This is a genomic window from Micromonospora sp. DT44, assembly GCF_049841635.1.
In the GTDB taxonomy this organism is placed as follows: Bacteria; Actinomycetota; Actinomycetes; order Mycobacteriales; family Micromonosporaceae; genus Micromonospora.
Genome location: NZ_JBNCKS010000041.1, coordinates 14168 through 28769 on the forward strand (window position 1 = coordinate 14168; position 14602 = coordinate 28769).

Genomic DNA, 14602 nt, shown 5'->3' on the forward strand with positions numbered 1-14602 from the left:
AGGCAGGATATCGAGGACGGCCACCGGCCGCCCATCGTGGCGATCCGAGCCGTTCCGCAGCGTCAGGCGTTGTCCGTCGGTGGCGGGCCGGCGTCGACCGGAATCCGGTAGATCCGGATGGGGTAGGCGACGGCCGGGTGCCCGCCGTTGAACCCGGTCGTCAGGTGCAGTTGCGCCGCCGGCAGCCACAGTTGCCCCTCGGTGTCGAGCCACATCGCGTCCACCCAGCTCAGGCGTGGGTCCGCGACGAGCGTACGCACGCTACGGTCCGGCCCCACCGCGAGGATGCGGCGGCTCTCGACATCGCTGACGTAGATGGTGCCGAGCGCGTCGATGGCCGTGCCACCGGTGCTCGGCGTGTCCCACCAGGGCTCGACCCGCCGGGCCAACTCCTCGGCCGACAGCGTCGGGTCGTTCAGCCAGCGGGTGCCGATCCGGGACATGCCGCCGGAGGCGGGCTGGTAGTACAGCCACCGACCGTCCGGTGACACCTCCAACTGGTCGGCGTGCAGACACACCTCGGCGCCGCTGGGATCCCGCAGCGCCCGACCGTCGGCGACCACCGGCCCGCCCACCGTGCTCGGATGTCCGTCCAGCACCCGCCGGCACCGGCCCGAGTCGACATCCAGCACGATGAGGCCGGGCGCGCCGGCGTCGGTGAGGTACGCGGTGCCGTCGTGGAACCGGACGTCGTCGATATAGCTGTCGGGGCGTACCGCCGCGTCGAGGTGGTGGACGCGGTCCACCCGGTCGCGTTCCACGTCGACGACGATCAGCCGTGCGCCGCCCGGGACCTGCCGGGCACCGAGTTGGGGCGCTCCCGAATCGACGATCCACAGCCTGCAGTCCGGGCCGGCACGCAACCCGTTGACGTGAACGAACGCGCCGTCCGGCGACTGGGCCGGACGGTTCCACGCGGCGTCCGGGTAGGGGTTGCGACCGCCGTCCGGTAGCGCCTCCGCCACCTGCACGCCCGGCCCGTCCGCGGACGGGTAGCTCACGAAGACCCGACCCTGCAGGGTGGTCACACCCGTACACACCCGATTCTCGGTGAGCACCGACGTCAACCGAGGGTCCTCGTCGGTGGGCAGCAGCGGCATCGGCCCGCTCCTCACGCGCCCGGCGGCGTCTCCGGCTCCCGTCGGTGGCCGACCGGACCGGTCGCCATCGACGCGGTATCCCCGGGGCGGACCTCACGAAACGCCAGCCTGTGCCCAACGCCCACCTGGCGCGACGCATCGGCCTCGACGACGGCGGTAGTGTCCGCTCGGCCGATCCGCCAGTATGGGCCGGGGCGACGACGGGCCGCCGCCCGCACCGACACACCCCTGCGCCCGCCGAGGAGTACCGTGCCCTCCACCCTGCTCTCCCGCCGTGACCTGGACTTCCTGCTGCACGACTGGCTGCGGGTGTCGCACCTCGTCGAGCGTCCCCGTTACGCCGAGCACTCCCGGGAGACCTTCGACGATGCCCTCGACCTCGCCGAGCGGGTGGCAACCGACCAGTTCGCCCCGCACAACCGGGCCGCCGACCTCGCCGAGCCCACGATCGACGGGAACCGCGTGCGGACGATCCCGCAGATCGAGGCGGCACTGCGCAGCTTTGCCGAGACGGGCCTGCTCACCGCCGCGATGGATGACTCCGTCGGTGGTCTGCAACTGCCGCACGCCGTCGCCGCGGCCTGCTTCGCCTGGTTCCAGGCGGCCAACGTCGCCACCTCCGCGTACCCGCTGCTGACCCTGGGCAACGCCAACCTGCTGCTGGCGCACGGCAGCGCCGAGCAGGTCGACACCTACGTCCGGCCGATGCTCGAGGGCCGGTTCTTCGGCACCATGTGCCTGTCCGAGCCGCACGCCGGCAGCTCACTGGCCGACATCGTCACCCGGGCCGAGCCGCAGCCCGACGGCACGTACCGCCTGTTCGGCACCAAGATGTGGATCTCCGGTGGCGACCACGAACTGGCCGAGAACATCGTCCACCTGGTGTTGGCGCGGATGCCCGGCGGCCCGCCCGGGGTGAAGGGCATCTCGCTGTTCGTCGTACCCAAGGTGCTGGTCGGCCCGGACGGCTCGCTGGGGGAGCGCAACGACGTGGCGCTGGTCGGGCTCAACCACAAGATGGGGTTTCGGGGCACCACCAACGCGCTGCTCAGCTTCGGCGACGGCGGGCACACCCCGGGCGGCCAGCCCGGCGCGGTGGGCCACCTGGTCGGCGCGCCCCACCAGGGACTGGCCCAGATGTTCCACATGATGAACGAGGCCCGGATCGGTGTGGGGGCCGGCGCCACCGCGCTGGGCTACACCGGCTACCTCAAGAGCCTGGCGTACGCCCGGGAACGGCCGCAGGGCCGACCGGTCGGCGCGAAGGACCCGGCCGCGCCGCAGGTGCCGATCATCGACCACCCCGACGTGCGCCGGATGCTGCTGGCGCAGAAGAGCTACGTGGAGGGGGCGCTCGCCCTGGTGCTCTACTGCGCCCGGCTGCTCGACGAGGAGAGGACCGCGCCGGCCGACACCGACCGCGAACGGGCGCACCTGCTGTTGGACGTGCTCACCCCGATCGCCAAGAGTTGGCCGTCGCAGTGGTGCCTGGCGGCGAACGACCTGGCCTCCAGGTCCTCGGCGGCGCCGGCTACACGCGCGACCACGACGTGGAGCAGCACTACCGCGACAACCGGCTCAACCCGATCCACGAGGGCACCCACGGGATCCAGGCGCTGGACCTGCTGGGGCGCAAGATGACCATGCGCGGCGGCGCGGGCCTGCTCCTGCTGACCGAGACGATGGGGGAGACCGTCGCGCGGGCGCGGGTGGCCGGCGGCGAGATCGCCGAACTGGCCGAGCGGCTGGACACGGCGGTACGACGGATCACCACCGTCACCCGGCGGCTCTGGGCCGGCGGCGACCCGGTGCTCGCCCTGGCCAACGCCAGCGCGTACCTCGAGGCCGTCGGGCACGTGGTGATCGCCTGGATGTGGCTCGAGCAGGTGCTGGCGCTGCCGCCCGCCGAGAGCGGCGACTCCTTCCACGCCGGGAAGCGGCAGGCCGCCCGCTACTTCTTCAGCGTCGAACTGCCCCGCACGGGACCCCAGTTCGACCTGCTGGACAGCCTCGACCGCTCCGCGCTCGACATGCGCGCGGACTGGTTCTGACCGGGCTCGGTGTCAGCGTCGACGGCCCTGGTGGTTCATGGCCTGCCGCCCCTTGACCACACCCAGGACGATCACGATCACCAGCGCGATCAGACCGATGATGATCAGCCAGCGGACGGCCTCGAGAATCAGCCCGAGCAGAATCAGCACGCCAGCCACCACGCCGACGACCCAGAGCAGGGCACGCATCGCGACCTCCCGTAACTCGGCCGCGGCGCGAGATGCGGCGACTCGTCCCCGACCTTCCCGATTCCGCCCGCCGCAAACGCCGGGCGGCGTTCTCAGCGGCGGGCGACGTAGACGGTGTTGGCGGACTGTCCACCGGTCAGCGGGTTGGCGAACGGCACGACGTGCGCCCGTACGGTCGTGAACACCTTCCCGAGCGCCGCGGTGAACCCGTCGTCCGGTGGGTCGTCGGACCAGAGCGCGAAGACACCCTCCGGACGGAGCAGCGCGGCGAGCCGACGGAGGCCATCCGGGGTGTAGAACGGCGCGTGGCTCGGGTGCAGGACGTTGCGTGGTGAGTGGTCGACGTCGAGGAGGACCGCGTCGAAGCGTCGTCCGGGCGCTTCGGTGTCGAACCCCTCGTCACCCGCCACGGCGGCGAAGAAGTCGGCCCGCACGAACCGGGTCCGCGGGTCCTCGGCCAGCCCGGCCGCGAAGGGCAGCAGCCCTCGCCGGTGCCAGTCGATGACGTCCTCGATGGCCTCCACCACCAGCAGTGCCCGTACCCGTGGGTCGGCCAGGGCGGTGCACGCCGTATAGCCCAGTCCGAGGCCGCCGACCACCACGTCGAGCGCGTCACCGGCCAGTTCGGCGAGGCCGAGGCGGGCCAGCTCGATCTCGGCGACGGGGAAGAGGCTGGACATCAGGTACTCGTCGTCGAGTTTGACCTCGTACACCTCGACCTGGAGCGCCGGGTCGCGACGCCGCCGCAGGCTGATCGCGCCGAACGGTGTCTCCCGCCAGGCCAGTTCCTCGAAACGCGCGCCCACGGTGCCCTCTCGCCGCCGGATTCGTCCCCGAATGGTACCGACCGGCTTCGGCCCCGCCACGCAGGGTCCACGGGACATCGACGCAGCGCATATCCTGTGCCCGGTCGAACCAGCGGAAGGGACCCCATGCCGTCGCGGCAGGATCAGCTGCACTCCTACCAGTTCAGCGTTCAGCGGGCGGTCGCCGCGCTGGTGATGCGGGAGACCGACCCGGCCCAGTCGCCGTTCCGACGGCTGGCGGGCGCGGGCCTGGCCAGCGTCCTCGTCGCGGTGATCGGGCTCGGCGGTGCGGCGCTGTACGGCCTGTTCGCCGGTGGTGGCAAGGGCTGGCGGGACCCGGGCGCGGTGATCGTGGAGAAGGAGTCCGGCGCCCGGTTCGTGTACCGCGAGCAGAAGCTGCACCCGGTGCTCAACTACGCCTCGGCGTTGCTGATCGTCGGCGCGGACCGGTCGAAGACCGTACTGGTCTCCCGGCGGTCGATCGACGGCGTGCCGCGCGGCCTGCCACTGGGCATCGCCGACGCGCCGGACTCGTTGCCCGCGCCGGGTCGCCTCGCGAAGTCGCCCTGGACGGTCTGCTCGACGACGGCCGGCGCGGACTCCCGTTCGGCGCTGCTCATCGGCGTCGACCCCGACGGCGGGCGGCCACTCGGCGACGAGGCGCTGCTGCTCCGCCATCCGGACGGCGACCTGCACCTCGTGTGGCACCAGCGTCGTTACCTGATCCGCGATCCCAACCGGGTGCTGGCCGCGCTGGCGACCACCCGGACGCGGGCGGTGCCCGTCGCGCCAGCACTGCTCAACGCCCTCCCCGCCGGGGTCGACCTGGCCCCGCCGTCGCTGCCCGGTGAGGGCCGGCCCTCCGCCCGGGTGCCGGGCGCCACGATCGGGCAGGTCTACCTGGTCCGCAACTCCGGCGGCGGCCGGCAGTACGCGGTGGCGCTCGACGACGGGCTGGCCGGGATCACCGAGTTGCAGGCCGGGCTGCTGTTGGCCCGTACCGGGCAGGGGGAGTCGGAGCCGATGACGTTGGGTCGGTTCGCCGCGCTGCCCACGATGCCCGATCTCGCCCCGAGCGGCCCGACCGCTCCGCCGCCCGCCCCGCCCCGGCTCGCCGCCACCGACGAGGCGGCGATCTGCACCCGGGTCGGCGATGACGACGCGGGCGAGGTGCGCTGGGGCGTACACCTGCCGGACCTGGCGGCCGTTCCGCGGACCGCGCCGTCCGGCGGCGCGGCGCTGGCCGACCACGTGGTGGTGCAGCCCGGTGGCGGCGCGGTGGTCGAGGCCGCCGCGGCGCCCGGCGCGTCCGGAGGGGCGGTGTCCGTGGTCACCGACCTGGGCCGGCGGTACGTGCTGGCCGACCGGGAGGTGCTGCCGATGCTCGGTTACCGCGACGTGCGACCGGTGCGGCTACCCGCTGGCCTGGTCAGTCTCGTGCCGCCGGGCGCGACCCTCGACCCGGCCGCGGCCCGGGCCGTCGCCGCCCCGTCCTGACGCCGCCCCGGGCCGTTCGCGGCCTCGTCCCGATGCCGCCCGGGGCCGTTCGCGGCCTCGTCCCGATGCCGCCTGGGCGTCAGGTTGCCGGACGGCGCAGGACGCTGACCGCGAAGGGCGCGTCGTCACGCCACGGGCGCAGGTCCCAGGTGGCGAAGCGGTGTTCGAGGCGCAGCCCGGCGGCGACCGCGTCGGCGTCGAACGCGGTCAGCGGGTAACCGCGTTCGGTGCCGAAGCCCACCGCCAGGACGCCGTCCGGACGCAGGTGCCCGGCGAGGCGGCGCAGCACCTCCGGCTCGGTGCCGACGGCGACGAACGCGAGCACGTTGCCGGCGAGCACGGCGGCGTCGAACGGCTCGCCCTCTCCCATCGCCGGCAGGTCCAGGTCGGCCAGGTCGGCGACGAGCCAGCGCGGACCGGGATGATCGGCGCGGGCGGCCTCCACGAGGACGGGGTCGGCGTCCACCCCGACGACGGTGTGCCCGCGCTGGGCCAGGGCCGCGCCGACCCGGCCGGTGCCACTGCCGGCGTCGAGGATCCGTGACCCGGGCTCGACCAGGGTGTCCACCAGTCGGGCCTCGCCGGCCAGGTCGGCGCCCTCGGCGGCGAGTTTGCGGAACCGGTCGACGTACCACTGCGAGTGCTCCGGACCGGTGTCGGTCGCCCAGCGGGTCGGGTTGGCCATACGGCCCACGGTAACCGGGTCGGCCGGGGCCGGGCTGGCGGGTGCGCCGATCGGTGGCGGCTCAGCGGCGCCGGGGTCGGCGTGTCGTACCGCTGTGTCGCCACCGATCGCGCGGTCGGCTCAGCCCTTCTCCGCGCCGCTGGTCAGGCCCTCGGTCAGGAGCCGTTCACTGGCGAAGAAGAGGATCACGATGGGCAGGGTGAGGACGACCGATCCGGCCATCAGCACCGTCTTGGGCACCTCCACGCCGTCGGAGAGCAGCGACAGACCGAGCGACACCGTCCAGCGGTCGGGTCTGTCGACCAGGAACAGCAGGGCGAACAGGAACTCGTTCCAGGCGATCATGAAGTCGTACAGCGCGACCGCCATGATCGACGGCATCGCGAGGGGCAGGCTGACCCGGCGGATGATGCCGAGCCGGCCGGCGCCGTCGATGGCCGCGGACTCCTCCAGACTGACCGGGATGGTCTCGAAGTAGTTCTTCAGCATGTAGACCGACACCGGCAGGGTCTGCGAGACGTAGACCAGCACCAGCCCGAACAGCGAACCGCGCAGCCCGGCGAGGCTGAACACCACGAACAGCGGGATCGCGATGACGATCGAGGGGAACAGGTAGACCGCCAGGAACAGGAAGTCGACCTGCCGCCGACCGAAGAACCGCAGCCGGGCCACCGCGTACGCGCCGGGGATCGCGACGAGCAGCGTGAGGACGGTCGCCGCGATCGCCACCAAGGCGCTGTTGCGGATGAAGGTGAGGAATCCCTGGCCGCCGTCGTCGGTGGCCTTGAGGACCTCGGCGTACGTGGCCACGGTCAGCTCGCCGAAGCCGACGACCAGCGCGCCCGGGTCGAGCAGCAGCCGCTCGATGGGGCGTACCGAGAGCACCAGCATGTAGTAGAAGGGGAAGACGGTGACCACCAGGAACGCGGCGATCACCAGGCGGCGCAGCCAGCGCAGGCTCACCGTCTCGACCATGTCCCGGTCCATCAGCCGACCCTCCGTCCGAAGAAGCGCAGATAGATCAGCACGAACACGATGAGTACCACGGCCAGCACGACCGCCTGGGCGGCAGCGGCCCCGACGTCGGTACGGGCGGTGAGGAACTCGTAGACCCGGACGCTGACCACCTCCGTGCCGGCGGCCCCGCCGGTGAGCAGGTAGACGTCGTCGAACTTGTTGAACGTCATGATGAAGCGCAGCATGCCCAGCAGGGCGATCACCGGCAGGAGCTGCGGCAGCAGGATGTGCCGGAACCGCTGCGTGGGGGTGGCCCCGTCGACCCGGGCGGCCTCCTCCAGTTCGCCGGGCACCGCCTGGAGTCGGGCCAGCAGGAACAGGAACGCGAACGGGAAGTACCGCCACGCCTCGAACGTGATGACCGTGGCCAGCGCCGTCGACTCCTGGGTGAGGAACGGCACCGGCGCGTCCCAGCCCAACAGGCGCTGCCCCCAGTGGTTCACGATGCCGAGCTGCGGGTCGAGCATCACCTGCCAGACGAAGGTCACCGCGACCACCGGCGCCACGTACGGCAGCAGCATGGAGGCCCGTACCAGCGTGCGGCCGCGGAACGGCCGGCGGACGACGAGCGCGGCGACCAGGCCGAGCACGATCGACCCGACGGTGCCGCCGACGCTGTAGAGCAGCGTGACCCACAGCGTGTCGGCGAAGCCGGGGGTGTGCAGCACCCGGTCGATGTTGTCCAGGGTCAGCTCGCCGAACAGGCCGGTCTTGCGCAGGGTGGCGAGCCGGACCCGCTGGAAGGCGAGCACCACGGTCCAGACGATCGGGATGCCGATGACGACGATGGTGACGAGCAGGGTCGGCGCGACCAACGCCAGCCCGGCGCGGGACTCTCGGCGGCGCAGCGTCAGCGGTCGACGACGCGCCCGCTCCGGCCGCTCTTCGGTGGGGGAGCGGCCGGGCGCGGTGGTGGTCAATTGACGCTCGCCTTGATCGCCTCGACGTCCTTCTTGGCCCGACCGGCGGCGGCCGCCGCGTCGGACTTGCCGGCGGTGAGGTCGCCCAGCACCTTGGGCACCGGAAGTTCACCGAGCATCGCGCCGACCAGCTTTCCCTGGCCCTGGCTGAGCCCCCAGCGCCCGAACGTGTCCGGGCTGCGCCGCAGGGTGGCGAGCACGTCGTCGCCGTACACGTCGGTGAGGGGTTTCTTGGTGTCCACGCCGGCCGGGCTGGTGGTCCAGGCGGTCAGGAACGCCTCCGGCTCGGCCGGGGTGCCCTTGCGCACCGGGAAGCGGCCCTCGGGGGACATGCCGAACCAGCGCGGGTAACCGTCGCCGAGCATGTACTCCACGAAGGACTTGGCAGGGTCGGTCACCGCGCCGTCCAGCACCGCCCACGAGCTGATCTCGCCGTACTGCGCGGGTTCGGCGCCGTTCGGACCCTTGATCGCGGTGACGAACCCGCTGTTCTTGGCGAGGAACGCCGGGTCGGCCTGGCACTGCGGGCAGGTGGGCTTGGCGTCGTTACGCAGCCCGGCCAGCTCGTCGAGGATGAACGGCGACCAGATCACCATGGCCGCCTTGCCCGCGAAGTAGGTGGCCCGGGTGGTGTCGACGTCCTGCGCGCCCTTGACGGAGCTGGTGCGGATCAGGTCGCCGTAGAAGCGGAACGCCTCGACGCACTGCGGGGAGTCGAGGGTGACGGCGCCGGAGTCGTCGGTGAGCTGGCAACCGTTGGCCAGGGCCAGGTGCTCGAAGGTCTGTTGGGTGAACACGTCGCTCGCCGAGGTGGCGGCCGTGATGCCGGCGACCCCGCCGGTGTTCAGCTTCGTCGCGGCGGTGGCGATCCGTTCGTACGTGTCGGGGGCGGGCAGGCCGGCGGCGTCGAACAGGTCCTTGCGGTAGACGAGCAGTTGCCCCCACCCGTCACTGGGCACGGAGAGCTGCTTGCCGTCGTCCGAGGTCAGCTCCAGCGCCCGGGGGGAGAACGTCTGCCGACCCAGCTCGTCGACGACCTCCGCGTTCGCCGATGCGTGCAGCAACTCGTTGCCCGCGAGCGTACGGATGCCGGCCAGCGACACCGAGCCGACCACGTCGGGCAGCTCGCCGGCGGCGGCGTTTGCGGCGATCAACGAGGGGAACTGGTCCTCGTTGACGGTGACGAGGTCGACCTGGATTCCGGTCTTGGCGGTGAAGTCCGCGATGATCGCCTTGGTGGCGGTGACGCGGTCGGCGACGTCCTCCAGGCTCCACACGGTGATCTTCTTGCTGTTGCTGTCGGATCCGTCATCGCCGCAGGCCAGCAGGGTGGACGTGGCCAGGGCCAGGATCAGGGTGGTGGCGAGTATCCGCCTCGGAGGTGCTGACATCGGTGGCACTCCTCTCGAAGGGTACAAGAGGGATTCAACACCTTCGATTGATCAATAGCAAGACATATGGCTATTTTGTGGCTATCCTGGAGCCCAGTGCTACCGGGATGTGACACATGGGCAACTGGGTGGTCTCCCTCGCCGGGCCTCGACAGATCAGTCTCGAGCCCTGCCCGCCAGATCCGCTCGGTCCCGGCCAGGTCCGGGTCCGCACCTGCTACTCGGGCATCTCCGCCGGCACCGAGCTGACCCTCTACCGGGGCAGCAATCCCCGGCTCCGCAAGGACTGGGACGACACCGCCCGCATGTTCGTCCCCCGTCAGGCCCCCGTGCCGTACCCGTTGGTCGGCTTCGGCTACGAGGAGGTCGGCGAGGTCATCGAGGTGGCCGCGGAGGTCGCCGACCGGCATCCGGGCCAGCTCGTGTGGGGCATCTGGGGGCACCGCGCCGAGGCCGTGCTCCCCGCCGACGCGGTCCGACCCCTGCCCGTCGGGCTGGACCCGCTCGCCGCGGTCTTCGCCCGGCCCGGCGCCATCGCGCTGACCGCCGTGCTCGCCGGCGACCTGCACCTGGGCGACTGGGTCGGCGTCTTCGGGCAGGGCGTCATCGGGCTGCTCGCCACCCGCCTCGCGGCGCTGTCCGGCGCTCGGGTGGTGGCCGTCGACCGGGTGCCCGGCCGGCTGGCCCACGCCACCCACTACGGCGCACGGACCACCGTGGACGCCGAGGTCCGGTCCGCCGCCACCGTGCTGCGCGAGGCCACCGGCGGCCGGGGCGCGGACGTCTGCCTGGAGCTGTCCGGGGCGTACCCGGCGCTGCACGAGGCGATCCGCTCCACCGCGCACGCCGGCCGGGTCGTGGCCGCCGGTTTCTACCAGGGCCAGGCCGACGGGCTCGGCCTCGGCGAGGAGTTCCACCACAACCGCATCCAGCTGGTGGCCGCCCAGGTCTCCGGGCCCACCCCCGCGCCGGGCATGGCCGGCCGGTGGACCGGTGACCGGGTGGCACAGACCTTCATGGAGCTGGTGGCCGACCGCAGCGTCGACCCGCTGCCGCTGGTCAGCCACATCGTCGACGCCAGCGCGGTCGCCGACGCCCTCGCGCTGCTCGACCGCGGCGCCGGTGACGTCCTCCAAGTGGTGTTGAGGTTCTAGATGACCACCATCGCGCTCGCCTGCCAGGAACAGCTCCTGCCGGGCACCAACCTGATCCAGAAGTACGCCCTCGCCACCGCGCTCGGCTACCAGGGCATCGAGCTGCGCGGTCGCGGTGACCTCGCGTTCGCCCGCCGCCTGCCCGAACTGCGCCGGGCCCGCGCCGCCGGCGTGGTGATGCCCACCGTCTGCGTCGAGATGACCCACTTCATCGGCGACTTCGACCCCGACCGGTCCGCCGACGCGGTCCGCAACCTGCGCTCCCAGCTCTCGGTCATCGCCGAGCTGGGCGGCATCGGGGCGATGACCCCGGCCGCCTGGGGGATGTTCTCCCGGCGGCTGCCGCCCTTCGAACCGCCACGCCCGCCGGCCGGCGACCGGCAGGTGCTCCTGGACACCCTCGGCGAGCTGGGCGAACACGCCCGGGCCGAGGGGGTCACCCTGTTCCTCGAACCCCTCAACCGGTACGAGGACCACATGGTCAACCGGCTCGACGAGGCGGTCGCCCTGTGCGCCGCCCTCGGGCTGCCCTCGGTCCGGGTGGTCGCCGACACCTTCCACATGAACATCGAGGAGGACGACCCGCACCGGGCACTGCGGGCCGCCGCGCCGTACCTCGGGCACGTGCAGGTCAGCGACTCCAACCGGTACCAGCCCGGCGCCGGGCACCTCGACTGGACCGGGCTCGTACGGACCCTGCTGGAGCTGGACTACCGGGGCTGGCTGTCCCTCGAGTGCCGGCTGCGCGGCGACCCCGTCCGCGCCCTCGCTGAGGCCGTCACGGTGCTGCGGCACGCGCTGCCCCGCCGGGCCGCGGCATGACCGCCAACGCCGTACCGGCCCGCATCGGCGGTACGGCCGAGCCGGCCGGGCTGAGCCGGCTGGCCGTCGCCACACTGGACGCGAACTGGGAGCACGACCACACGGTGCCGTCGCGCACGCTCTACCCGCACCAGTGGAGCTGGGACTCGGCGTTCATCGCGATCGGGCTGGCCCACGTCCGGCCCGGGCGGGCCTGGCGGGAGCTGGCGAGTCTGTTCCGGGCGCAGTGGGCCGACGGACGGGTACCGCACATCGTGTTCAACCCGGCGCTGCGGGTCGGCGCGTACTTCCCCGGCCCCGACCTGTGGCGCTCGTCCGACGTGCCGGGCGCCCCGGGGGTCGACACCTCCGGCCTCGTCCAGCCGCCGGTGCACGCGCTCGCCGCGCTGCTGGCCTACCGGCGGGCGCCCGACCAGAGCGGCCTGGCCGCGTTGCGCCGGCTCTACCCGGCGCTGGTCGCTCAGCAGCGCTATCTGGCCGAGCGGCGGGATGTGGCCGGCGACGGGCTGGTGTGCGTCGTACATCCGTGGGAGTCCGGACTGGACAACAGCCCCGCCTGGGACGAGCCGATGGCCGCGGTCGACGCCGAGGCGGCCGTCATGCGCGCGTACCGTCGCCACGACACCGCGCACGCCGACGCCGCGCACCGCCCCACGGACCTGGACTACGCGCGCTACCTGGCGATCGTCGCGGCCTACCGCGACCACGGCTACGCCGACCGCGACCTGGCCGACGACCATCCGTTCCTGGTGGAGTGCCCGCTGTTCAACGCCGCGTTCGGCTCCGCCGAGCACGCGCTGGCCGACATCGCCACGCTGACCGGCTTCGACCCGGGCCCACACCGGGTCCGCGCGGACCGCGTCACCGAGGCGTTGGTACGACGGCTGTACGACCCGGTCACCGGCACGTTCCAGCCCCGCGACCTGCGCGCCGGCCGGCTCGTCGGCGCGCGTACCGTGCTCGGGCTCGCGCCGTTGCTCCTGCCCAACCTGCCGGCCCGGCAGGTCGACGCGCTCGTCGCCGAGGCGACGTCGGCGCGCTTCGGGGTGGCCCGGCGGATGGACCGGCCGCTGCCCAGCTACGACCGCACCGCGCCCGACTTCGAGCCGCCGCGCTACTGGCGCGGGCCGAGCTGGCTGAACATCGGCTGGCTGGTGCGGCGCGGGCTGAACACCCACGGTCACCCGGAGCTGGCCGCCGGCCTACGCCGTTCGATGATCGATCTGGTGGCCGGGGCGGGCTGCCACGAGTACTTCCACCCCGACACGGGCGCCGGGCTGGGCTCACCGGCGTTCGGTTGGACCGCCGCGCTCCTGCTCGACCTGCTCGCCGCGTGAATGTTCCCGCCGGCGTCGGGTGGTAACGTGCCTGCTCCCAGCGGGGCGGGAGGCGGCGTGCGCGAGATCGACAAGGTGGCGTGGATCCTGATCGAGGACGGGCGGGTGCTGAGCACCCGGTCGCAGGGCAAGGACGTGTGGTATCTGCCCGGCGGCAAGCGCGAGCCCGGGGAGAGCGACCTGGAGACCCTGCGCCGGGAGATCGGTGAGGAGTTGAGCGTCGAGGTGGAGGTGCGCGGGGCGACGCACCTGGGCACGTTCACCGCGCAGGCGCACGGGCACACGGCCGGCGTCGCGGTGCGCATGACCTGCTACCAGGCCGGATACCGGGGACGGTTGCAGCCGGCCAGCGAGATCGCCGAGATGGCCTGGCTCGGATACGCCGACCGGCACCGCACCTCCCCGGTCGATCAGCTCATCTTCGACCACCTGTCGGCCGCCGACCTGCTGCGCTGACTGTCGCTGGCCCGCGTCCGGCGCTGTTTGCCGCCCTCGGGCGCGGGTAACCGCCCCGGCGTGACCGACATCGCGGGCGGCGACGGGTTTGGGCACTTCATCGACGCGGTGTCCCGGCGCTCCGGCCTACCGACCGGGCAGGCTGCCGCTCTCGCCCGCGCGGTGCTCACCACGATGGCGGAACGCGTCACCGGTGCCGCGCCCGACCCCGCCGGGCACCTCCCCGACCAGGTCGACGGCTACCTGTACGACTTCGCGCCGGATGCCCACCCGACCGATCCGGTCCCGGCCGTCACGACCGGCGGTGACGTGCTCGACACCGGTGTGGGCTTCGACGTCGGTGGGCCGGCCACGCCGCCACCCATGGACGCCGGTCCGGTGGACTTCCTACGCCGGGTGAGCCAGCGTGCCGGAGTGGACGCGGCCACGGCACGGCTGGGCACGGGCGCTGTGTTCGCGACCCTGCGCGAGGCGGTGACCGTACGGGAGTTCCACGAGATGGTGGCCCGACTGCCGCACGACGAGGACCGGCCCGATCCGGTGTGATCGAGAGAGACGATCCGCCTGCGGTCGAGGTCGCCTTTGGGCCGTGCGTCCGTGTCGCTCCGATCCATGCCATTGCGCTGTTGACGCCACCTCTGCCAGGGCTCCGTCCTGGTTCCGGGACGTACGATCAGAGGCACCGCAGCCCGTCGTCGGCTGGTAACGCTCCTTGAGGAAGCGGAGCGACATGAACATCTGGGAGAAGCTCAAGAGGCTCGTCACGCGCAAGAGCGAGTCGAGCTGGGGGCCCGAAGTGACCGTTCACCACCCGCCAGCCGAACTGCCCCAACCGGGCGGTGGCGGCGTCGGCGGGTTCGACGCGTCAGCGGTGGACAGCGGTGTGAGCGGCGGCGGTCAGGTGGAGACCGGCACCTACACACCACCGCCGCCGGGTTCGCGCCTGGCCGCCGGCCAGGCCGTCGACAGGTATCTGGCGCTGACGATCGCGCAGCAGACCGCCCGCGAAGCCTGCGGCATGGACGCCGGTCTGCCGACGATCCACACGACCGAATTCCAACGGATGACTGTCGACGACGGCCACGGCCATCTGGTGCCCGGCTGGGAGGCAAGGGTCTTCTTCACCTGCCCCGGCCCGCCGATCACCTAGCTGCGCGGCGTCGGTGCGGTCAGGGGC

Annotated in this window: 16 protein-coding genes; 9 read left to right on the plus strand and 7 right to left on the minus strand. The window is 72.6% G+C overall.

Translation table 11 applies throughout. The annotated features are described in order from the left end of the window. Positions 1 to 62: 62 nt before the first annotated feature. Positions 63 to 1100 carry an L-dopachrome tautomerase-related protein gene (locus tag ACLQ25_RS22660; RefSeq protein ID WP_425732802.1) on the minus strand — a complete coding sequence of 346 codons (1038 nt, stop codon included), beginning with the start codon at positions 1098 to 1100 and terminating at the stop codon, positions 63 to 65. Between the two features lie 249 nt (positions 1101 to 1349). On the opposite strand from ACLQ25_RS22660, the gene ACLQ25_RS22665 reads away from it, so the two are divergent. Both ACLQ25_RS22665 and ACLQ25_RS22670 read left to right on the plus strand, forming a co-directional pair. Continuing rightward, entirely contained in the window at positions 1350 to 2741 is a 1392-nt protein-coding gene (locus ACLQ25_RS22665) for an acyl-CoA dehydrogenase family protein (RefSeq protein ID WP_425732803.1), read from the plus strand. Then, the gene (locus tag ACLQ25_RS22670; RefSeq protein ID WP_425732804.1) at positions 2651 to 3151 is read left to right on the plus strand and encodes an acyl-CoA dehydrogenase; all 501 of its coding nucleotides are present in this window, start codon (positions 2651 to 2653) and stop codon (positions 3149 to 3151) included. The genes ACLQ25_RS22665 and ACLQ25_RS22670 overlap by 91 nt, the downstream gene beginning before the upstream one ends. Before the next feature lie 12 nt (positions 3152 to 3163). Here ACLQ25_RS22670 and ACLQ25_RS22675 read toward each other — a convergent pair whose 3' ends face one another. Continuing rightward, a complete protein-coding gene (locus ACLQ25_RS22675) occupies positions 3164 to 3340 on the minus strand; it encodes a hypothetical protein (RefSeq protein ID WP_425732805.1) in 177 nt (58 codons plus the stop codon). A 92-nt stretch (positions 3341 to 3432) separates the two neighbouring features. Next, on the minus strand, positions 3433 to 4146 hold the full coding sequence (locus ACLQ25_RS22680; RefSeq protein ID WP_425732806.1) for a spermidine synthase: 714 nt from the start codon (positions 4144 to 4146) through the stop codon (positions 3433 to 3435). Between the two features lie 126 nt (positions 4147 to 4272). Between ACLQ25_RS22680 and eccB the strand changes: the two genes are divergently transcribed. Beyond that, positions 4273 to 5643, plus strand: coding sequence for a type VII secretion protein EccB (gene eccB, locus ACLQ25_RS22685; RefSeq protein WP_425732807.1), 1371 nt, complete (start codon positions 4273 to 4275; stop codon positions 5641 to 5643). 79 nt (positions 5644 to 5722) lie between these two features. On the opposite strand, the gene ACLQ25_RS22690 is transcribed toward eccB, so the two are convergent. The 4 genes from ACLQ25_RS22690 to ACLQ25_RS22705 all read right to left on the minus strand — a co-directional run bounded on the left by ACLQ25_RS22690 (position 5723) and on the right by ACLQ25_RS22705 (position 9656). After that, positions 5723 to 6328 (minus strand): class I SAM-dependent methyltransferase, encoded by a 606-nt coding sequence (locus tag ACLQ25_RS22690; protein ID WP_355050020.1) that lies wholly within the window; start codon positions 6326 to 6328, stop codon positions 5723 to 5725. A gap of 120 nt (positions 6329 to 6448) precedes the next feature. After that, the gene (locus ACLQ25_RS22695) at positions 6449 to 7315 is read right to left on the minus strand and encodes a carbohydrate ABC transporter permease (RefSeq protein ID WP_425732808.1); all 867 of its coding nucleotides are present in this window, start codon (positions 7313 to 7315) and stop codon (positions 6449 to 6451) included. Next, entirely contained in the window at positions 7315 to 8265 is a 951-nt protein-coding gene (locus tag ACLQ25_RS22700; RefSeq protein WP_425732809.1) for a carbohydrate ABC transporter permease, read from the minus strand. The genes ACLQ25_RS22695 and ACLQ25_RS22700 overlap by 1 nt, the downstream gene beginning before the upstream one ends. Beyond that, positions 8262 to 9656 (minus strand): ABC transporter substrate-binding protein, encoded by a 1395-nt coding sequence (locus ACLQ25_RS22705; protein ID WP_425732810.1) that lies wholly within the window; start codon positions 9654 to 9656, stop codon positions 8262 to 8264. Before ACLQ25_RS22705 ends, ACLQ25_RS22700 begins: the two co-directional genes overlap by 4 nt. A gap of 116 nt (positions 9657 to 9772) precedes the next feature. Here ACLQ25_RS22705 and ACLQ25_RS22710 point away from each other — a divergent pair, with 116 nt between their 5' ends. The 6 genes from ACLQ25_RS22710 (at position 9773) to ACLQ25_RS22735 (ending at position 14575) form a co-directional block, all read left to right on the plus strand. Next, complete coding sequence (locus ACLQ25_RS22710; RefSeq protein ID WP_425732811.1) at positions 9773 to 10810, plus strand: zinc-dependent alcohol dehydrogenase; 1038 nt, start codon at positions 9773 to 9775, stop codon at positions 10808 to 10810. Further along, positions 10811 to 11632: a TIM barrel protein gene (locus tag ACLQ25_RS22715; protein ID WP_425732812.1), complete on the plus strand. Its 822-nt coding sequence runs from the start codon at positions 10811 to 10813 to the stop codon at positions 11630 to 11632. It begins immediately after the preceding gene. Beyond that, complete coding sequence (locus ACLQ25_RS22720) at positions 11629 to 12969, plus strand: MGH1-like glycoside hydrolase domain-containing protein (RefSeq protein ID WP_425732813.1); 1341 nt, start codon at positions 11629 to 11631, stop codon at positions 12967 to 12969. The genes ACLQ25_RS22715 and ACLQ25_RS22720 overlap by 4 nt, the downstream gene beginning before the upstream one ends. Positions 12970 to 13026: 57 nt before the next feature. Next, positions 13027 to 13425 (plus strand): NUDIX hydrolase, encoded by a 399-nt coding sequence (locus ACLQ25_RS22725; protein ID WP_425732814.1) that lies wholly within the window; start codon positions 13027 to 13029, stop codon positions 13423 to 13425. A gap of 60 nt (positions 13426 to 13485) precedes the next feature. Then, entirely contained in the window at positions 13486 to 13971 is a 486-nt protein-coding gene (locus ACLQ25_RS22730) for a DUF2267 domain-containing protein (protein WP_425732815.1), read from the plus strand. Positions 13972 to 14155: 184 nt separating this feature from the next. Continuing rightward, on the plus strand, positions 14156 to 14575 hold the full coding sequence (locus ACLQ25_RS22735; protein ID WP_425732816.1) for a hypothetical protein: 420 nt from the start codon (positions 14156 to 14158) through the stop codon (positions 14573 to 14575). Positions 14576 to 14602: the final 27 nt, after the last annotated feature.